12 protein-coding genes are annotated in these 21,094 nt (G+C 50.9%); 7 read left to right on the forward strand and 5 right to left on the reverse strand.

Annotated features, from left to right (window positions below; all coding sequences use genetic code 11):
• Positions 1-27: 27 nt before the first annotated feature.
• The 6 genes from CKW16_RS20505 (at position 28) to CKW16_RS20530 (ending at position 11,930) form a co-directional block, all read left to right on the forward strand.
• Positions 28-951 carry a glycosyltransferase gene (locus tag CKW16_RS20505; protein WP_095130177.1) on the forward strand — a complete coding sequence of 308 codons (924 nt, stop codon included), beginning with the start codon at positions 28-30 and terminating at the stop codon, positions 949-951.
• Complete coding sequence (locus CKW16_RS20510) at positions 948-1,910, forward strand: SDR family oxidoreductase (RefSeq protein WP_095130179.1); 963 nt, start codon at positions 948-950, stop codon at positions 1,908-1,910. Before CKW16_RS20505 ends, CKW16_RS20510 begins: the two co-directional genes overlap by 4 nt.
• Positions 1,907-2,926 carry a glycosyltransferase family 4 protein gene (locus CKW16_RS20515; RefSeq protein ID WP_095130181.1) on the forward strand — a complete coding sequence of 340 codons (1,020 nt, stop codon included), beginning with the start codon at positions 1,907-1,909 and terminating at the stop codon, positions 2,924-2,926. Before CKW16_RS20510 ends, CKW16_RS20515 begins: the two co-directional genes overlap by 4 nt.
• A gap of 136 nt (positions 2,927-3,062) precedes the next feature.
• Positions 3,063-5,000, forward strand: a complete 1,938-nt coding sequence (locus tag CKW16_RS20520; RefSeq protein ID WP_095130183.1) for a glycosyltransferase family 2 protein — start codon at positions 3,063-3,065, stop codon at positions 4,998-5,000.
• A gap of 727 nt (positions 5,001-5,727) precedes the next feature.
• Positions 5,728-10,692: a glycosyltransferase gene (locus CKW16_RS20525; RefSeq protein WP_176471579.1), complete on the forward strand. Its 4,965-nt coding sequence runs from the start codon at positions 5,728-5,730 to the stop codon at positions 10,690-10,692.
• Positions 10,693-10,874: 182 nt separating this feature from the next.
• The gene (locus CKW16_RS20530; RefSeq protein WP_256580528.1) at positions 10,875-11,930 is read left to right on the forward strand and encodes an NAD-dependent epimerase/dehydratase family protein; all 1,056 of its coding nucleotides are present in this window, start codon (positions 10,875-10,877) and stop codon (positions 11,928-11,930) included.
• A gap of 327 nt (positions 11,931-12,257) precedes the next feature.
• On the opposite strand, the gene CKW16_RS20535 is transcribed toward CKW16_RS20530, so the two are convergent.
• From CKW16_RS20535 to CKW16_RS20545, 3 genes are all read right to left on the reverse strand, one after another.
• Positions 12,258-13,442 (reverse strand): acyltransferase, encoded by a 1,185-nt coding sequence (locus CKW16_RS20535; RefSeq protein ID WP_095130187.1) that lies wholly within the window; start codon positions 13,440-13,442, stop codon positions 12,258-12,260.
• Positions 13,443-13,759: 317 nt separating this feature from the next.
• Positions 13,760-14,503: an ABC transporter ATP-binding protein gene (locus CKW16_RS20540; protein WP_095130189.1), complete on the reverse strand. Its 744-nt coding sequence runs from the start codon at positions 14,501-14,503 to the stop codon at positions 13,760-13,762.
• A gap of 13 nt (positions 14,504-14,516) precedes the next feature.
• A complete protein-coding gene (locus CKW16_RS20545) occupies positions 14,517-15,317 on the reverse strand; it encodes an ABC transporter permease (RefSeq protein WP_170206206.1) in 801 nt (266 codons plus the stop codon).
• A gap of 679 nt (positions 15,318-15,996) precedes the next feature.
• Here CKW16_RS20545 and CKW16_RS20550 point away from each other — a divergent pair.
• Positions 15,997-17,991 (forward strand): nucleoside-diphosphate sugar epimerase/dehydratase, encoded by a 1,995-nt coding sequence (locus CKW16_RS20550; protein ID WP_095130191.1) that lies wholly within the window; start codon positions 15,997-15,999, stop codon positions 17,989-17,991.
• Positions 17,992-18,342: 351 nt separating this feature from the next.
• On the opposite strand, the gene CKW16_RS20555 is transcribed toward CKW16_RS20550, so the two are convergent.
• Together CKW16_RS20555 and CKW16_RS20560 are read right to left on the reverse strand one after the other, a co-directional pair.
• Positions 18,343-19,899 (reverse strand): glycosyltransferase family 4 protein, encoded by a 1,557-nt coding sequence (locus CKW16_RS20555; protein WP_095130193.1) that lies wholly within the window; start codon positions 19,897-19,899, stop codon positions 18,343-18,345.
• Positions 19,899-21,002 (reverse strand): DegT/DnrJ/EryC1/StrS aminotransferase family protein, encoded by a 1,104-nt coding sequence (locus CKW16_RS20560; protein WP_218244108.1) that lies wholly within the window; start codon positions 21,000-21,002, stop codon positions 19,899-19,901. Before CKW16_RS20560 ends, CKW16_RS20555 begins: the two co-directional genes overlap by 1 nt.
• Between the last annotated feature and the right edge of the window lie 92 nt (positions 21,003-21,094).

Consider the following 21,094-nt stretch of genomic DNA (forward strand, 5'->3'; position numbering starts at 1 on the left):
CGTTTAATCCGTGCAAGCAGGAATAGCATGCCAGTAAAACATCCCAAGGTTGCAGTTTTGCTGGCTGCGTACAACGGAATGCAGTGGATTGAGGAGCAACTGGTCTCGATTCTCGGCCAGTTATCGGTCGACGTTACCCTGCACATTAGCATCGACCCCTCTACTGACGGCACCGAGGCGTGGTGTAAAGCTTATGCGGCTGAGCATCCAGCAGTTGTAGTGCTTCCGGATGCCAATCGCTTCGGCGGAGCATCGCGCAACTTCTTTCGGTTGATCCGGGACGTTGACTTCGATGGCTACGACTTCGTCGCCTTTGCCGACCAGGACGACATCTGGTATCCCGACAAGCTGCACAGAGCAACCCAGGCGCTGCAGGCACGAGGAGTAGATGCCTACTCCAGTAACGTGACGGCGTTCTGGCCAAGCGGCAGAACCCTGCTGCTGGACAAGGCGCAGCCTCAGGTCGCCTGGGATTTTTTGTTCGAGGCAGCCGGGCCTGGCTGCACCTATGTCTTTAGAAAAAGCCTGGTAGAAGCGTTGAAAGGCTCGATGCTCGCCAACTGGCAGCAACTGCAAGGTGTAACTTTGCATGACTGGTATTGCTACGCCTTTGCGCGCAGTCATGGTTACCGTTGGTATATCGACCCGTTACCCAGCATGGATTACCGGCAGCACGAGCGTAATCAGGTCGGTGCCAATACAGGCCTGAGTCCGTTGATCGCTCGTTACAAAACCATTCATGATGGTTGGTGGTTCGGTCAGGTTCGCCTGATTGCAGATCTGGTGGGGGAGGGGACGAAGCCCTTTGAAGGTGTCTTGCTGCAATTACGGCGTACGGAATTGATGAAACTGTCCTTCAGTGCCTGGCAATGCAGGCGCCGGGTACGGGACAAAATTTTCTTCTTTTTTATCTGTTGGGTCACCGCGTTGATAGGGAATAAAGCTCAATGACAGCCCCAAAGGTATTGGTCACGGGGGCAGGCGGTTTCGTGGGTGAGGCGCTGGTTTTCAGGATGTTGGTGGACAAACAGTTCGCTCCGATCGCAGCCGCTCGCAGTCCCACCCGGTTACAGGGTTTATGCCCGGTTGTACCCTTTGATCTGAATGATCCTGAAGCCTTGTCTGAGTTGAAGGATGTAAGTGCGGTCGTCCACGCGGCGGCCAGAGTTCATGTGATGAACGAAATCGCTTCTGATGCCTTGGCCGAGTTTCGCAAGGTCAATGTGGAGGGCACTCTTCGGTTGGCAAAGCGCGCCGCTGAATCGGGAGTCAAACGCTTCATCTTCATCAGTTCGATCAAGGTCAATGGCGAAAGCACCCTGCCAGGCAAGCCGTTCAAGGCTGACGATACTCCGGCCCCGGTGGATCCTTATGGCGTGTCCAAGCACGAGGCTGAACAAGCCCTGAGACAACTTGCTCGTGAAACCGGAATGGAAGTGGTGATTATTCGCCCGCCATTGGTCTATGGGGCGGGGGTTAAAGCCAATTTTCTGAGTATGCTGCGCTGGCTCAACAAAGGTATTCCGTTACCGTTGGGAGCGGTCCGGAATCAGCGTAGCCTTGTGGCGATCGGAAACCTGGTGGACCTTGTAATCACCTGTATCGATCATCCTGCCGCAGCGAACCAAACCTTTCTGGTCAGTGATGGCCAGGACTTGTCCACAACTCAAATGCTACGTCGCCTGGGCAATGCGCTCGGGACGAAGGCCTGGCTCTTGCCATTGCCAGAGTGGTTGCTGGTAGTGGCGGCTTCGGCATTGAGAAAGCAATCCGTTGCTCAACGGATCTGCGGGTCATTGCAGGTCGACATCAGCAAAAATCGTGAATTATTGGGGTGGACACCCCCCATCAACATGGATGAAGCCATGCGCCAAACCGCAGGTCACTATCTGGACGCGCAGACGAAATGACTTTTTTGTGGCTGCTACTTGCAGTATTCGTTGTTTCCTGGGGGCTGACGCTTGTTTTACGTCGTTATGCTTTGGCCAAGAGCTTGATGGATATACCAAACGAGCGCAGCTCTCACTCTGTGCCTACTCCTCGGGGTGGAGGTGTAGCTATTGTTGTCTCTTTTCTGTTGGCGCTTCTGATCCTTCGCGGTCTTGATTTGATGAGCCTGGCGACGCTCTTTGGTTTGCTGGGGAGCGGCTTGTTGGTCGCGCTTATCGGTTTTGCCGATGATCACGGGCATATCGCTGCAAGGTGGCGCCTATTAGGCCATTTTGCTGCCTCGATATGGGCGTTGTATTGGCTGGGAGGCTCTCCTTGCGTCACGCTCTTTGGCGTTACCCTTGATCCAGGGTGGATTGGGAATATTTTGTTCGTGCTGTATTTGGTCTGGATGCTGAATCTTTACAACTTCATGGATGGCATTGACGGCCTGGCCAGTGCTGAAGCGATCAGTGTCTGCCTCGGAATGTTGCTGGTCTATTGGTTTAGCGCAAACCTCGAACTGGCGTGGGGGCCTCTGGCTCTGGTGGCAGCGGTCGCGGGTTTTCTCTGTTGGAACTATCCGCCGGCGAAAATTTTCATGGGAGACGCAGGCAGTGGTTTTTTGGGGGTTGTATTGGCAGGGATGTCCATTGAGGCAGCCTCCAAGTCGCCCGAGTTGCTCTGGAGCTGGTTGATCATGCTTGGCGTTTTCATTGTTGACGCGACGTGGACCCTGATGCGCAGGCTCTTGCGAGGTGAAAAAGTATATGAAGCCCACCGCAGTCATGGTTACCAATATGCCTCTCGCAAGCACCGTAGCCATAAAACAGTAGTGCTGGCATCGATCACTATTAATTTTGTATGGCTCATGCCGATATCGATTGCTGTAGCAAGTGGGTGGATTTCCGGATTTTTTGGTATGGTCGTAGCTTATGCTCCACTGCTATTTATCGCATGCACCTACAAAGCTGGAGAGTCGGAGCAAGTAGTGTAATTAAAAAGCGTCAGAAACACATATCAACACAGGTTTGCATGGTCGCCTCTCTTGTGGAGCGTCTTGGGAAGAACCTGCCGCTGATGTTGTGATATTTGCAGGTCGCTAAGTTGCATTGGTTAGGGGATTCGATTTAATGAGTGGTTTATTCAGTATGGTTGCTTCAAAAACTTGGCAAGTCGTAACGCGTTTTTTTCGAGGGCTGAGCGCTTTTTTGGCCAAGTCTAAAGCGTTCATTCGGCCCTTTTACCAAAAGTTTCCTTTCCTTGTGTGGGTTCGTGTTCGTATACATTTGTTTTTCAAGCGTTTGCGCGAAAACATAATGTTAGTGATTTATTCGCGAAATAATACCAAGGCGATACAGGCTATATTGAATCGTCGTTTTTCACGGTTCCAGAACTCGTCGGTCGCCCAGGCGCAACCCGTTATTGATGTGTCGGTGGTCACGTTCAATAGTGGCAAGTGGATTGATGGTTTTTTTGAATCGTTAAAGGCGCAGAGTTACCCGCTCAGCAAATTGAATATGTTCTTTGTTGATAACGGGTCTTCGGACAGCACCCTCGAAGCATTGCAGCGTTGGCAGGCATTGCTTGGTGAGGAAGTGGCTGGTTTCGACATTCTGGAAGGCGGCAATGTCGGGTTTGGTGCCGGGCATGAAAAGGCAATCCATAAAGGAAGCTCTGAGTATTTTCTTGTTAGTAATGTAGATATCGTTTTTGCCAAAGACGCTATAACCAGAGTGGTGGCCGCTGCGTTGGCTGATGCCAAGGCTGAGGTGGCATCCTGGGAGTTGAGGCAGGCACCTTATGAGCATCCTAAATATTACGATCCGGTAACGTTGGAAACCAACTGGTCGTCCCATGCTTGCGTACTCGTAAGAAGGTCGGCTTACGTTGAAGTCGGTGGATACGAGCGCGAGATCTTCATGTATGGCGAAGACGTCGAGCTTTCCTATCGCTTCAGGTCCTATGGATACCAACTCAAGTATTGCCCGTCCGCCGTCGTCTATCATTATACCTATGAGCATGAGCATCATATAAAACCGATTCAGTATACCGGCAGCACGCTGGCCAATGCTTATATCAGGCTACGCTATGGGAATTTGAGCGATAGAGTGGGTGGCTTTATCTTGCAGTGCCTGCTTTTGCTCCGTCCGGAACCCTATGCTGGCGCCCGTCGCGATGTGTTCAGAAACTTCGGTGTGATATTCAAGAAGGCTCGGTATTTTATGCAGGGCAAGGGGCCGAGTGAAAACTGCTATTTCCCTTTCCGGGGCTTTGATTATGAAATGATCAGGGATGGGGCGTTCTGGGAAGTGGGTGAGCCATTGGCCGATTGCCCTCTTGTTACTGTGGTTACTCGAACTTACAAGAATCGAGGAGAGTTTCTCAGGCAGTCCATGATGTCCGTGCTTAATCAGACGTATCCGAATATCGAGTTGATAGTCGTTGAGGATGGCGGTTCTACGATGAGCTCGGTTGTCGCTGATTTTGAGTTTCCGGAGGGAATGAGTGTCAGTTATTACTCCCTCGATAAGGTCGGTCGTTCGGTTACCGGTAATTATGGTCTCGAAAAGGCAGCCGGAAAATATTGCATGTTTCTCGATGATGATGATTTGCTTTTTGCGGATCATGTCGAGGTGCTTGTTGGTGCGTTGGCGAAAAATTCTGATGCGGTAGCGGCCTACTCATTGGCACTGGAAGTCGGTACTGTTGCCAGTGGCGTGGAAGAGCAATATTTTGAGGTTAGTCATGCTGTACCTCCGATTCTCAAGCAAGAGTATGACTATGATGTTCTGTTGGATCACAACTTTATAGCCATCCAGTCTCTCCTTTTTCAAAAGGATCTCTACTTGCAGAGAGGTGGATTTCAAACCGATATGAGCAGTCTCGAAGACTGGAATCTTTGGTTGCGCTATGGTTACGGCAATACGTTTGCTTATGTGCCAAAAACAACGTCTTTGTTTAGAACTCCTGGTGACCCCTCTGTACGGGTGGAGCGGCATATGCAGTTGCATGAAGCTTATTATATTGCCAAGAATCACGCAGTGAAAACGTGTAAGAGTTATACCTGAGTTCGTGCTTTAGCGGTTTTTGGTATTGAATTTTGTGAATTGAGTCATTCCGTGTGAGTGGCTCTTTTTTTGTATTTCTCTACTGATGGAGCTCTGGCTGGTTGGTCGATGTCGTTGGTTTTGTATACAGTTTGTTGGCTCTTTATTGGTTTTTTGCTCCTCAATATTCTGGTTTTTTGTCCAGATGGATGGGGGCAGCCCTTTAAATAAGCAAATCAGGCTGTTTCGGGAGGGGCGCAAGCCTGGGTCAGGATGGTTTCGAGCGGTGCACGGTCCTGTGTCCCGTCAACGATTCGGTCCACCGTGTGCGTGCCTGGGTTTGAGGTGTTTTTCGCCCTTGGCGGTAGGGGCTTGAACCTTTTTTTTGGGCGCTGCGGCCAGGCCATAGGTGAGAAACCCAGTATTTCTGAGCTATTTTGAATGTTAAGACCAAAAAATGTTATAAATCAGTTTTGGTTGGTTTCGCGCTTGTTTGCTCCGGGTCAGTGACCGCGCTTGTGGTTCGCTCGGCCCAAGGGGGCTAACGTCGTCGACGTATAGTCGTCGCTGGAACCAGGGAGTGGTCATTTGCAAGTGTTACCCTTTTATGTAGGGCTATGGTTGTAGCCGTCTTACAGGGTGTTCGGATTAGTGCAGATAATTTACTCGATTGGAAGTGCGTTGCTGAGAGTCAGCATGCCCATAGGATTTTTTGACGCATATGCTAAATATTAGTGATTTGTCATCAGTGGACAAACAAAAAGTCTTTGACTATCTCAAGTGGAACAGTTTCCGTTCCGAAAAGTACAAGGTTTTATACGTTAGTACCCCCAAGGTTGCGAGTACTTCCCTGAAGTGGTGGTTTGCGTCACTGGAAGGTTGTTCGCAGGCCTTGCGTGGCGTCGGTGAGGCTGCGGGAAGCAATTCTGATCAAGTTGTTCACGAGTTTCACAAGGTTGCGCCCCATGTCAGCGGGCTGGAAATAGACGACCTTTTGGAACCTCTTCTTTCTGATACATATTTTCGATTTGCCGCCGTACGAAACCCTTATAAGCGCATCTTCTCTGCATGGCAGTCGAAAATACTGTTGCAAGATCCGCAGCAGGTCGCATCGTATCCAAAGTTTGAGTTGTTACAGCAGCCGGTAAAAAGCACAGCGGATATTGCTTCGGCTTTTGAGGCGTTTCTGGAGTATCTCGCTAGTAATAGCGCATCTTCACCTGAAAAAGATTTTTGGGCGCCTCAAGCCACGCTATTGCGTCCGGATCTGATCAATTATTCCTTGTTGGTCAAAATTGAAAGTTCCTCTGAACTCCATAAAGCATTATCGGAGCACTTCGGTGAGCAGGCCACCGATCCTTTCGCAGAGCCTTCACCAAGTGAAAATGTCATTCCCTTCCTTCCTGCTTTTATAACGGAACGAAGTGCGAATTTGATTAAAGAGTTGTATGTCGAAGATTTTGATGTCTTCGGATATGACAGGCAGGTACCAGAACGTACAGAAGCGTTTACGGTAGAGCAGTTGGATCTCGCGTTTGACGCGGCCAGGCTGATTCGGGAAAGTCGTCAACAAATAGGTGCGCGCGCCCTTCAAATCCAGGACTTGACTCAACAGATCGAGGATTTGAATCAGCGAATTGCGTCATTGAATCCGACTCTGTTCGAACGTGAATCGCAGTTAAAAGAGCTCATGGGTTCTTTGGTTAAGCGTGACCGGCATATCGCCAGTCTTGAGCAATCTGTGGGTGTGCTCAACAGGCAGTTAGTCGATCTCAAAGCCGTTTTGGTTGATCACGAAAAAGAGAATGTCAGTCTGAAGGCTGATCTGCTCAAGACGCAGCAGGAACTCCAGGCATTACTCTCTTCGCATTCCTGGCGTTTAATGTCGTCTGTGCGCATGGTTTCAGGGTTTGTGCGAGAGTCTGTCCATAACGTCAGAACGCTGACATGGAGTAAAGTTGTCGACTCGTTAAGGCGTCGTCGAGAGCTTTATAACGAAAACACTCTTCGTGAGATTCAAGAAAGCGGGTTGTTTGATCCGGAATATTACCTGGCCAATAATGCAGATGTGCAGGCAAAAGGCACTGATCCACTCAAGCACTACATGCTCAAGGGCTGGATAGAAAATCGCAATCCTTGCGCCGCTTTCAGTCCTTCGGATTATCTGCTGGCCAACCCTGATGTTGCCGAGGCTCAGGTTCATCCGCTGCTTCACTACATTCAATGCGGACAGCTCGAAGGTCGTCCAATCAGATTGCCAGTTCGCAGTTGCGAAATGACGGCGGTCAAGCGTCGTCCCGTCGGGCGTAATGCGATTTTCAACCCGTATGGTGAATATACACCGATACCGGTACTCAAGGCTGTGCTCGAGGCACAGATCGAAGCTGTCAAAAAGTCAGGTTTGTTCGACGAGAAGTACTACCTTGCGATGTACAGCGATGTAGAGCAGGTCTCGGTAGATCCACTCAGGCACTACTGTGAACAGGGCTGGCGCGAAGGTAGAAATCCGTCCATGGATTTTGATACGCGCGCCTACCTCGCACTTTACAAAGACATTCAACACATTGGTCTTAACCCGCTTTGGCATTACATTGTCACTGGCGCGGCGGAGCATAGAATAGCGGTACCGGACGCACTCATTAATCACGAAAACGACATCCGTTTTGGTGAAGTTAACAGCGACATCAAGTTGCTCGCGTTCTATGTATCGCCTGACTGGGAGGCGTTGCGTAGTGCCAGATTCGCTGCCAAAGGCAATTCGCAGCGACCACGCCCTGACAAGATGCTTGGATTGTATGATTCGTTGGATGGGCGTGTGCTCACCCAGCAGGCACTCAGTGCCAAGAGCCATGGCTTTTTTGGCTTTTGCTTCAAACTGAGCGCAGATTCGGTTGTGCAAGCGTCGCCACAGCCTCTGGACATTTTTCTTGCCCATACAGAAATCGACTTTAATTTCTGCGTTCAAATAGATTTGCATCAGGAAGGCCTGGCGAATAACTTGATTGCGCCTGTTGTTGCAGTTCTAGCTGATAAGCGATGTGTGCAGGTTGATGAGCGACCCGTCATCGTGGTTAAGCTCAATGAGTATGACGAAGACATCGTTGATTCAATTCGCAAGCTACGTGAGCGTTTGAATGAACTGTGTGACGGCGTGTACTTGATTGCTCAGTTTGGCTTCGCGGGTTCGGAAGAGTTGGCGCAGGACCTGGATGGTTTGTGTGACGCCGCGCTTGATCTTTCTGCAGATCCTGTGCCGGGCGAAACTGGCGTATTTACACCGCAAAACAAGAATGGAATAGATACCGTTCCGTATAACCTTGTTGCTTCGCAAGGGATCGTGCGAGCGCAGAAAACACATCTTCGTACTACTCCGGTTTTCCACGCTATTTCATTGGGGCGTGATGAAACTGCGCTTAAGCAATATTCTCCTCTGGTGTATTCGCGCTTTCACATTCGTGACTATGGACGTTGGCTTGACGCGGCGATCAGAGGCGCGAGAAAAGCTATCCCCGAGGATCGCCGTCTACTGTTCGTGAATGCCTGGAACAATTGGCAGGAAGGACTTTTCCTTGAGCCAGACAGTATCACCGGTTTTGGTCGGTTGAACGAAACAACACGCGCTTTGCTGGATATTGATTCCAGTATCATTATGCCAAAAGTTTCGGTAGTTGTTCCAAACTATAATCATGAAAGCTACCTTGCTCGTCGGCTGGATAGTATTTATGGGCAGACTTACAAAAATATAGAAGTTATCCTGATGGATGACTGTTCGACTGATGATAGCCGTTCGGTGTTAACTGGTTATGCGGAAAAGTACCCTGATGTAACGCGCTTGTTATTCAATGAGACGAATTCGGGTGGCGTTTTTCATCAGTGGGCTAAGGGGATCAAGGCGGCCACAGGTGACCTGGTGTGGGTCGCTGAAAGCGATGACTACTGTGATGAGCGTTTCCTGGAGGCGCTTGTCAGTTGTTTTGATGATGAAGCGGTCATGCTTGCGTACTCGAAATGTGAGTTCGTAACCACCGACGAAGTTGTTATGCCGGACCAGTTCCTTAACTATGTAAGTGATCTGGAGTGTGCGAATAAATGGGCGGGTTCCTATGTAAGTACGGCGCATAACGAAGTGCGCTCGGCGTTGGGTATTAAAAATACAATACCTAATGCCAGTGGCGTACTTTTCAAGCGTCCCGTTGATATGCCTCTGCTGGATGATCAGTCGTGGTTGTCAATGAAAGTTGCCGGTGACTGGGTCTTCTATTTGCACATCCTGCGCGGCGGAAAAATTGCTTACTCCACTGAGGGTACAAACTTCTTCCGTCGACATTATGCAAGTACTGCCAACACCACTTATCGCAAAGAGGTCTTTTATCGCGAGCTCGGGGTGGCCAACAGAACGGTTCAGTCCCTCTACAATGTTCCGATGTCGGTGCTTGAGGCTTGCGAGGAATCCAGCAAGAAGCTGTATGACCACTATGTCGGGGGCTCCGCAGAAGAGTTTCTACGCTGGTATGACCATGATTCGATTGTTCGTGCAAGGGCTGACCGACTGCCGAACGTGATGGTTTCCACCATCGGCTTCTATCCGGGCGGTGCCGAAATTCTTCCGATTCGACTGGCAAACGAATTTAAACGCCAGGGTATTTCCGTTTCCTTGTTTAGCGCCGGAATACCAAAACGCGAAGACGGTGTTCGCAAGATGCTGAGAAACGACGTGCCGGTGATCGAGACGTCGAATATCGAATCAGTGAAAGAGATCATTCATGATTTCGGAATTGAAGCACTTAATAGCCACCAGTGGTACGTTCAGAAGTACCCGGTCGATGTCCCGGATGTTTTTTCCGAGCTCGGCGCCCACGTGGCTGCTCTGCACGGGATGATTGAACATGGCAATGGAGTGACTGATGAACAGTTGCGCATTGCTGACAAAGGTGTCAGTACATGGGTCTATACCGCTGAGAAAAATCTTGTTCCTTTCTCGGACATCTCGCTGTACGACAAGTCTTCTCCCCGTTTCGTCAAGGTTCCTAACGGGTTGCAGCCGCCGGAAATTGTTCCAATCTCGCGCGTGCAGATGGGTATACCGGAGGATGCTTTTGTATTGTGTTGTGTCAGTCGGGCAATTCCCGATAAAGGCTGGGGCGAAGCTATCCAGGCGGTAGAACTTGCGCGATCACTTTCCGGTCGGGACATCCGTATTATATTGGTCGGTAATGGCCTGGTGTACGATGAGTACTGTCAAGCGGGTGCGCCGGACTTCGTTTACCTGGCTGGCTTTAGTGATAACTCCGTAGGCCATTATGCTGCCGCGGACATGGGCATCATGTTATCGACCTTCAGGTCCGAGAGTTTCCCCCTGACCATTGTCGATTGTCTGTTCGCCGGCAAGCCATACATTGCCACAGACGTAGGCGACATCAAGAACATGTTGACGATAGAGAGCGGCGTTGCCGGGGAGATTATCGAGTTGGAAGATTGGGTCGTCCCAATCGAGAGCGCGGGCCGCGTAATTGCAGCGTTCGCGACAGATGAGCGGAAATACCAGGAAGCCGTCGGCCTGGTGAAAGACGTTTCCAGTCGATACCGAATTGACGCCGTTGCCTCTCAATATCTTCGATTGTTCGAGCGTGACATTCAGCAGCACAGGGCAGAGTCGGCGAAGGCCGAAGGCTCTGGCATGACTGTCCAAGACCTGCAGCCGGACTTGCTGTAAGCAGGACAGCTAGCGTTAAGGGGAGGGCTCACAGGGCAGGTCCGGCTGATTGCCAGGCCTGCAGTGAGAGCGAGACGGGCGTCTCCGGCAATTTGGTAAGCCGCCTCTCTTGACGTATCATTAGCCGTCACAGTGTGTTCCGTTACATATTAAAGTGTAGGTCGTTGCAATGGTTGCCAAGGATGGGGCAGGTCACGCCCGCCTTGTCTACTGCTGCACAAGGCGGCAGTTCCAACCATATCAAGCGCTGGAGGGCGACGTTGAATAATTCCGAGAACACTTCCCCTAATCCCGTTAAGCGGTCCCTGGTTCTGGGGGGGCGCGGTTTCATAGGCACCCACTTGATAGACGCGTTGCTCGATCAGGGGCATTTTGTGCGCTGTTTCGATCGTCCCAATGTGGTGCCGTTGGGTGAATCTCACTTCAATCATCCTAATTTCGAGCTTTGCGAAGGCGACTTCACCAGTGAGGCCGAAGTCGCCCGGGCATTGGAAGGTTGCGATGTTTGCTATCACCTTGTGTCGACTACGCTCCCCAAGTCTTCAAATGCTGATCCCATCTTCGATGTGGAGAGCAATGTCGTTGCGACCATCCGCTTGCTTAACCTTGCGGTAAAGTCCGGTCTGAGGAAGATTATTTTTATCTCCTCCGGTGGCACGGTGTATGGCGACCCTACGCAAGTACCTATTCCAGAAACCCATGCTACCGACCCGGCCTGTTCCTATGGAATTGCCAAGTTGGCGATCGAGAAGTATCTGGCGCTTTTCCATCGCTTATACGGCCTTGACTATACTGTTCTACGTCTTGCGAACCCCTTTGGTGAGGGGCAGCGCACCTATGCTAGCCAAGGCGCGGTTGCCGTATTCCTTGGCAAAGTCCTGCGTGGCGAGACGGTCGAGATTTGGGGCGATGGCACGGTTGTACGCGACTACATACATGTCTCTGATGTAGTGCAAGCGTTGTTGGCATCGTCAGTGCGATCCGGTGAAGAACATGTGTTCAATATCGGTTCAGGGCGCGGACATAGTCTCAATGAGGTTCTTGACGCGATCGAGAGGGTCGCGGGGCGAGATGCAAGTCGTCAGTACTTGTCGGCTCGCGGATTTGACGTGCCTGTCAGTGTCCTGGATATCGAGCGCGCCAAGCAGTCTTTAGGATGGGTTCCTGTCGTGAGTTTCGATCATGGATTGGAGCGCTTTGCTGCTTGGTTATTGGATAATCCGGAATCATCACATTGATTTAACGATGTAAACACTCCATAAGCCCGCCTCTTGGAAGGTGAGCTTATGGGGCGGTTACGATCTTTGGGAGGGCTTCAAAGGCGGGGGCATGAGGCGCCAAATCGATCTGTAGAGGGTCACCATCCGGCTGGGTTGTGACGAAAGAAAAGCCCTTCCAGAATATTACGTATAAGAACGCCGATTTGTTAGATATGTTTGCACCCGCGAACATCATCAATCAAATCGGCGTTCTTGTTTCTGTATTTCCTGTCATCCGTGAAAGACCATTTACGCGCCTGTACCTGATTTGTCGGTGAGCGGTAAGCGCGTCTTATAGGGTAGAGTTCAATGGACTAATTGTTTCTCTTTCAAGAGTTTTCGTGTGATTGCATTAACCTGTTTAACCCACCAGTCATCAAAACGAGAGAGTGGTACTGCTAGTGCAATTGAAGTGGTAGCGGTGAAAATAAATACGATAATTAAACGTGGTGTATTGCTGACTCCGTGATTTGCAAGTTTAAGATATACGTAGCTTGATATCGAGCAGATCACAAGGGTATGGACAAGATAGAGTGGAAAACTGATTTTTCCAATGCCTCTTAAAAGTTTTCCATTCAGGCTTTTAAACACCTTTTGATTGCTCATGGTTGCGAATATTATGCAGGCGGAACCAAGTGTGTGGAGCAGGGTTTGGGTGTGCACTTTCATAATATCTGGGATGGCTGAAGCCCATGCGTATGATTTTTCCGGGATTATATATCCGAGCATGTATAGCCCGAAAATAATTAGCGCTATGGAAGTATGGAAGGGGATTTCATTTTTGTTTTTGACCAGATAAACAGAAAGAAATGTACCGGCAACAAAGGGGAATATGAAATTGTTATAAAATAGTGCTGATATTGAAATAATTATAAAGGCGTAAATAAGGTAGCGGTATTCGAGTATTACGGAAATAAAGCATGCAAGCATAAAGACAATCATGCTGCCGAAAAACTCGGCTTTCATAGTCCAGAGGTTTGTATTGTAATTGTTTTCTCCTGTGAAAAAAGTTGTCATTCCTTGCGTTAGCGCTTCCCAAAAGCTCGGCTCAAACCCTGGCGTCCATCCTTGAGCAAATGTTGCAAGCCATGGGCTCAAGCTAAGTTTCGAGGCATCCTGGAAGTAATAAAAATCAAGCTTGTATAAGCAGTAACTTGCGACAGTGGTAATCGTTACGATGGCGGCCAGTCTCGGAAATCTTTTAAGAAATGCCAGAAGAAGTTTTTGTGGGTTTTCATGATTAAAATAGGACCAGCACAACACAAAGCCGGAAAGGGTGAAGAAAAAACCAACAGCCGCTGTACCGTTAAAAAGAGCAAAAAATGGCTGCCCTATTAAGCTGTCGTTGTTTCGTGCATCCCCTAATAATCCAGTTGTGTATGGGGAAAACCCTAAAAAAAAATGGTGAACAAGCACAATAAATGCAGCTATTCCCCTATAGGCTTCAAGAGGGAATAGTCTATTGTTTCCGGATTCCAATATTGCTGACATGTCAGGCCTTGAATATTTATTGTTTGATCTATAAGCGCGGGAAGATAGGCATATTTATTTGTTTTGGCTAGCCTTGGCCCATAGCTTTGGGGGGGGGGGGGCTGGTTTTGGATGCAGATAAACCTTTTCGACTTTTGCGTCGGGTCGCATCATGAGATGCAACTGGCAAGAGGCTTTGTTGCTTTGGCTTCTACGCTGCAATGGCTACGCGGCTACTTTCATACAGAACCTACGTTTATCTTGACTTGATAAAGTGGGTTCTTTATGAGTTCACCGGTTTATTAGCTTAATGAGGGTTGCAGACGCGTAGGAAAATATTAGTGGCCAAAATAAGCTCGGGTAACTGTTTCGGGGTCCGAGTCCATTTTTATTTTGCCGTGCTCCAGCCAAATGACCCGATTGCATGTATGCAGCACCAGGTCACGGGAGTGGCTGGCTATCACCAAAATGCTGGTGGCTTGGACCAGTTCGTTCATCCGAGCTTCTGCTTTGTGCTTGAAGCCTTCGTCCCCTACCGACAGCCATTCGTCCATGATCAATATTTCAGGTCTGATGGTCGTCGATACCGCAAAGGCCAAGCGCAAGTGCATGCCGGAAGAGTACGTGCGTACCGGCATGTCAATGAAGTCACCCAGTTCTGAAAACTCAATAATTTCGTCGAGTTTTTCTGCAATATCACTTTTTGTCATCCCAAGCAGGATGCCGCGCATGAAGATGTTTTCCCTGCCGGATGCCTCCGGGTCTATCCCTAATGAAATATCAATGAGGGAAGCGACTTCGCCGCTGATACTGGCGGTGCCAGCGGAGGGGGCGTATACGCCGCTCAGCAGTCTGAGTAATGTGCTTTTGCCAGCGCCGTTATGACCGAGCAATCCAACCCGGTCTCCGTCATTGAGGGAAAAAGTAAGGTCTTCCAGTGCTCTGACGATCACTCGGCCTTGCTCGTTGGCACTGAGTTTGCCACCTGTAGCGACTTGAATCAGTCGCTTTTTCAGAGAGCGAGCACTTGCGTTATAGATAGGGAAATCAACGCATGCGTTATGAAATTCAATAAAAGCCATAATAGTTTTCTTCTTAGAGCCAATAAGCAATGCGACGTTTATAGAGGCCATAGATGATGATCGCTATGCACCAGCCAAACAGAGCCATGCCCCCGGCCACGCACCAGCTAACAGTACTCACATCCTGTCCGAGCAAGGGAGCCCTGACGATTTGTATGAGGTGATAGATGGGGTTCAAATCCAGTAAATAGGTGCCGGCTCGTCCTGGTAGCAGGCTTGGAAGCCACATGATTGGCGTCAAGTAAAAGGCAATTTGCAAGACGCTCGCAATGATCTGCGGGAGGTCGCGATATCGAGCGCATAAAAGGCTCAATATCAAGCTGATCCATGCCAGATTGAGAACAAGCAGTGCAAAGCCCGGGATACTCAACAGCGCTCCAAGACCCAATGGTTTCTGAACAGCCAGCAGCACAAGCGGGAAAATGACGATGTTGTGCGCGAGGATCAAAGTATTGCGCCATATTGTGCGTAAAATATGCACGAATAATGGGATGGGGAGTTGTTTGATAATGCTTTCTGCGGCGATGAGGCTGGTGCAGCCCTCTAACACGCAGGTAGAAATAAAACTCCAGAGAATCATACCTGCTGCGAGAAATGGCAGGAATTCTTTCATGGGGGAATTAAATATTTGGCCAAATACGAGGCCAATAGTACCAATCATAACGCCCATGCTGATGGTTAGCCAAAACGGTCCGACAGCAGAGCGCCTATACCGTTGACGTACATCCTGCCATCCGAGCATGCCTACCAGAGAATAGCGCTTTACAGCCGTCGCTATATCTGCCATAGCGGCGGTAATTGAGTTGTTTAGCATTCGAAACACCGGGTTGTCAAAACAGTCAATGATTGTAATCTTGTAGGAGGGGCGAGTGTCACTTTTTCCATCCCGTCTAGTTTCCAGTTTTTTACGATCGCGGGATGTACTCCACGTAGAATGCCCCCGCTGCAAGTAGGCGGTGTAAAGTCTGAAGCGATTTCGTATGGCGGGCGCGCACTCGGTGCGCTCGCTACCATGACAAACTTGAGCTACTCGTTCAGAAAACAGTGCTTGTGTCGAGCGATTCAGGTGTGCGAATGCTCAGAAATAAAGTTCCTGCCGGATGATTTTCACTTTTTCTATCATCCCACGGTCAGAGGTTAACTCCCAAGAAAATTTCCTACATTCCAGAAACGCATATTGAGCCAGGTCGCAGCGTCTGGTCGTAAGTGCCCCACGTAAATCGCCTGATCGAAAGGGGTCAGGGAGATTGGCTGATGGTTGCCGACGAGCAGCTTCACAGCAGCAACGTGTCCTGGTTTTCGACCGGGTTTCGCATCCTCACATTCTCTGTCCGACAGACCGGTCAGAGGGGCGAATTATAGCGGCGCTTTGAGTAAAATGCTCCTCTCTGGGGTCTCCCCTGTGCAAGTATTGGGCGATCTCGTCCTCATTGAGGTTACAATGCCGACCGACGACCGCGTAAAAGGAGGGGGCTACGGGCTCGAAAGCTTGAATGGATAAAATACGCAGAGTGTTGCTTGGTTTGCCTCGCAGGCAAAAAAGACTGATACAGGTCGCCACCGATGTGGTTTTGGTGTGGGTCGCCTTGTGGCTGGCCTTTATCGTCCGCCTCGGCATCGACGACATGTACAATCCGCTAAAGTCGCATTTCTGGCTGTTCGTCAGTGCCTCGATTATTGCCATTCCCCTTTTCGTACGCTTTGGCATGTACCGTGCTGTCATGCGCTACTTCGGCAATGATGCGCTGATTGCCATCGTCAAGGCGGTCAGTCTGTCCTCGCTGATCCTCGCCGTGGTGGTGTATTGGTACAGCAATCACCAGGCCGTGGTGCCGCGCTCCATCATCTTCAATTACTGGTGGCTAAGCCTGGTAATCGTTGGCGGCCTGCGTCTGTGCATGCGTCAATACTTCATGGGTGATTGGTTCACCGCTGCGCAGCATGTACCGTTTGTCAATCGAGACGATGGTTTGACCAAGGTCGCCATTTACGGCGCAGGCGTGGCAGGCAACCAGTTGGTTGCAGCGTTGCGCATGGGCCGCGTGATGCGCCCTGTGGCGTTCATCGATGACGATTCCTCTATCGCGGATCGTTCGATTGCCGGGTTGCGGGTCTATAAGCCCAAGCATATTCAGCAGATGATCGACATGACCGGGGCTCAGGAAATTCTTCTGGCGTTGCCGTCTTCGACCCGTGCGCGGCGCAGGGAGATTCTCAATTTTCTGGAGGGTTTCCCGCTCCATGTGCGCAGTGTTCCGAATTTCACTGATCTGGCCAGTGGTCGGGTCAAGGTGGACAACATTCAGGAAGTCGACATTGCTGACCTGTTGGGGCGGGATTCGGTGCCGGCTCAGCCTGATTTGTTGGCTCGATGTGTGACGGGCAAGACGGTTTTGGTGACGGGGGCGGGCGGCTCGATCGGTTCCGAGCTTTGTCGGCAGATTTTCTCCCTGGGACCGACCACGCTGTTGTTGTTCGATCATAGCGAATTCAATCTTTACAGCATTTTGTCTGAGCTCGAGCATCGTATTGCTCGTGAGTCGTTGCCTGTCCGGTTGTTACCGATACTGGGGTCGATTCGCCATCCCCATAAACTTCTGGATGTAATGAAGACCTGGAGCGTGGACACGGTTTATCACGCGGCGGCCTATAAGCACGTGCCGATGGTTGAGCACAATATTGCCGAAGGTGTGCTCAACAATGTGATCGGGACGCTCAATACCGCTCAGGCTGCATTGGAGGCTGGTGTTGCAAACTTTGTGCTGATCTCGACCGATAAGGCCGTACGCCCGACCAATGTCATGGGTAGCACCAAACGGCTGGCCGAGTTGACCTTGCAGGCCCTCAGTCGTGAGTTGGCGCCGGTGTTGTTCGGGGACAAGTCCAATGTGTCCCGGGTCAACAAGACCCGTTTCACCATGGTGCGGTTCGGTAATGTGTTGGGCTCGTCTGGCTCGGTTATTCCGCGCTTTCACAGCCAAATCAAATCGGGCGGGCCCTTGACGGTTACCCATCCGAAGATTACCCGTTACTTCATGACCATTCCCGAGGCGGCACAGCTGGTAATACAGGCCGGCTCAATGGGGCAGGGTGGTGATGTGTTTGTGCTGGACATGGGCGAGCCGGTCAAGATCATCGAGCTGGCGGAGAAGATGATTCACCTGTCTGGCTTGAGCATTCGCACGGAGAAAAATCCGCAAGGCGATATTGCCATCGAGTTCACTGGGCTGCGTCCCGGGGAAAAGCTTTACGAAGAGTTGCTGATCGGCGACAACGTGTCCGCTACCCAGCACCCGATGATCATGAGCGCCAAGGAGGATCATTTGCCTTGGGAAGTGCTCAAGCGCAACTTGATGGAGTTGCTGTCTGCCGTTGAGCGGGATGATTATTCGCGGGTTCGCCAACTTCTGCGTGACACTGTCAGTGGTTACGCCCCGGATGGTGAAATCGTCGACTTGATTTACCAGCAGCGTCGCCTCGAACCTTGATTGTTACACGCTCTGTAACAGGCACATTTTTGACAGAACTTCCCCATGACCTAGGTTTGGGAGGCGGCTTCGGAAAAGCTGTTCTTCCTTATCAATGTCATGGAGCGTCACTTATACGTACAGGCTACTTCTACTCTCTGGTTTTGCCCTGAAGACCAGTGCTTCTTTGTGATGGTGGATTTGCTTACCCATCGTCTCGACTTTCTGATCGAGATTCTAGGCACGCAGCATCAACTGCGCGCCAGAGCGCGCAGTTGTTCAGTGTTTAAGTGGTCGAGATCAGGAAGCGAAGTCATGCCGGCGATTTGCAAATAGCATGTGTTGATTCTATCGAAGCAAAGCAACTGAACTTTACTTATCAAGTATCACGGCAGCGATCTTTCTGATCTTTCCTTTCCACGATCCTGGAGCACCCTCATTCCGTCGTTGAGTCATGACTGACGCTTCCAACGCAAGCTTCTCCTTTGTCAGCTGATTGATCACCGCTTGTAGCCCCGCGATCGTCTCAGAATGCTCTTCAGATATCAAATGCCCGATTTCTTGCACTTTCTGGCGTTTTATATCCAGGTGATTCTGCAGCTGGTTTCTGTGATACGCATGCAATGGCGGAACAAGGGCAGCACTGTCCAGCCCGCTGGCAAAAGCTTTCAATAAAGCTTCTTGCGAGTAGTAACGCTCAAAATGCAGCTGTGCCGATGCGGCGTGCTGCTTCAACAACGGCTGGTCCCACTGCTTGAAAATCCGACCGAGTTCTTCATATTGGCTCCAAGTATAGCTGTCAGGATAAGCAAGATCGGATCCGGCGTGATAACGGGAGCGATATGATTCGTGAGTAACGACAGGCACCCCGATCGACATCGCCTCGATTAACGATTTGCCGCCTCCAAGCGGGAAAGAAGAAACATATACATCCACCGCGTTTTCGATCAGCGCCTGAGAGAGTGAAGCGACCCACGGTATGTGAACGAACCGGTCATGGCTTACGTTCTCAGCATCGAGTTCCTCGTGGATTTTCTGCAGAAATGCATCGGACAATTCCCCGATATGCACATGGTATCCGCGCGAGGCTTTTAGGATGCAAGCCACTGCCCGTTCATAGCGAACCGCGTATGATCCCGATTCGAACTTGGACATCCGACCGCATGAGCAGGTCGTCAATGCCCCTCGGTCGAGGAATCGGGTTTTGATTTCGGATGTACGGACTGCGCTTATCGGCCAATAAAGCTGTTGCGCGACTCCAATTTCGTTTTTGCACAACTCATATGACATGTTGTGCAAGTCGACATGCTGAAACGCTTCGCAAGTCACACCAAGAGACAGATGGTGATCGCCATGGTGAATGTAGTAGCGGTTCTTGAAGCCAGGGGCGTGGGCCGCCACGATGCACACGATGTCCTGATTGTGACCGAGGGTCAAAACGGTGGAAGGATTCCACTCGCCAAGCCGCGCGGTCAGGGCATCGAGTTTGCCATCGAGCCCGGTTTCGGTCACAACGAAGACTTCGCAGCCGAGCAGAGACTCCCACTCGTTAATCGAGGCGTGATCGATACGATTGAACAGATCGGTCAAGGCGACGCGAACCGGGCTCTCGAACAGTCCGAGAGCCAGATAGTCCTTGATCAGTTCGGTATGCCCTCCGGCCCTGACCAGTTCGGACGCCAGAATGACGGTGCCCTGGCCTTCCCTCTCGGGCACATGGCAACGATCGGCATAGTAGTAGTAGGCATCGGCTAGCATTCGGCACAGCGCATCGAGCTCGCGGCTCGCGAACACAACACCAATCGACGCCGGATCGTTGATGACTTGCTCGGCAAATGACCTGATGCACGCCATCGCATCGCCGTATTGCGACCGGCAAATATATTCCACAACCGTTTCTTGCAAGCGGTCGAGATCGAAATCATTCATTACTGGAAACTCGCAATAGTTTCACACACGTAAGCCGCTTGCTCGAGTGTCATGTGTGGCCCGATCGGTAGACTGAGCTCAGTCTCGGCCAGTGCCTCCGCAATGGGGAAAGCGCCCTTTTCGAAACCAAGAAACTGGTAAGCCTGCTGCATATGAGGAGGAATCGGGTAATGAATCAGCGTTTCGATGCCGGCCTCCTTCAGCCTCGCATGCAAAACATCACGCCGCTGCGAAAAAACGGGGAACAGATGCCACGACGACGTGCAATCCGGTTGCGGAGTCGGCACCCTCACACAGGTATCTTGCAAGTGCTTGCGGTAATAGGCTGCAATCTCCCCACGACGCGCGTTCCATTCATCGAGGAACGGCAGCTTGACGGCCAGTGCCGCGGCGTGGATCGGATCGAGCCGGCTGTTTAGGCCACAAACCTCATTGACGTATTTAACTTTAGAACCATAGTTTGCAATCGTCCGAATTCGCTCTGCGAGTTCGGCGTCGTTGGTAGTGACACCGCCCCCGTCACCGAACGCGCCAAGATTTTTGCCGGGATAGAAGCTCCACGCCACGGCATCTCCGTGCCCACCGATGCGCGTACCACGATAACGTGCTCCGTGCGCCTGTGCGCCATCCTCGAGGACCTGAACCCCCTTGTGGCGGGCCAGTTCGAGGATCGGTCCCATTGCTGCAGGCTGCCCATACAGATGAACGGGCAGAATGACCTTGGTTTTACTGGTCATGGCCTGCTCAATGCGTTGTGGATCGATATTGAGGGTGTCGACGTCGGGCTCGACAGGCACGGGTCGTGCTCCGCACTGTGTCACGGCGAGCCAGGTAGCAATATAGGTATTGGACGGCACGATGACTTCGTCCCCTTCGGACACGCCCATCGCCATCAAGGTGATACGCAAGGCGTCGAGCCCGTTGCCGAGCCCGATCGCAAAACGGGCGCCCGCATAGTCGGCAAAAGATTTTTCGAATTGGGCAACTTCTTCCCCGAAGATATACCACCCAGAATCGAGAGCCCGCGCGACCGCCTGATCGAGTTCGGGCTTGAGCTCGAGATAGGCGTTGCGGACATCAAGAAATGGCACTTTCACAATCATGCTCCTAACTCTGGAATGGAATTGCATTGGCCGCACATTCGTAGCACCAGACGATAATTGGCGATGCGCGAACACATACTGGACGCCTGCCC

Origin of the sequence: Pseudomonas sp. Irchel s3h14, from assembly GCF_900187425.1 — a bacterium.
Lineage (GTDB): Bacteria > Pseudomonadota > Gammaproteobacteria > Pseudomonadales > Pseudomonadaceae > Aquipseudomonas.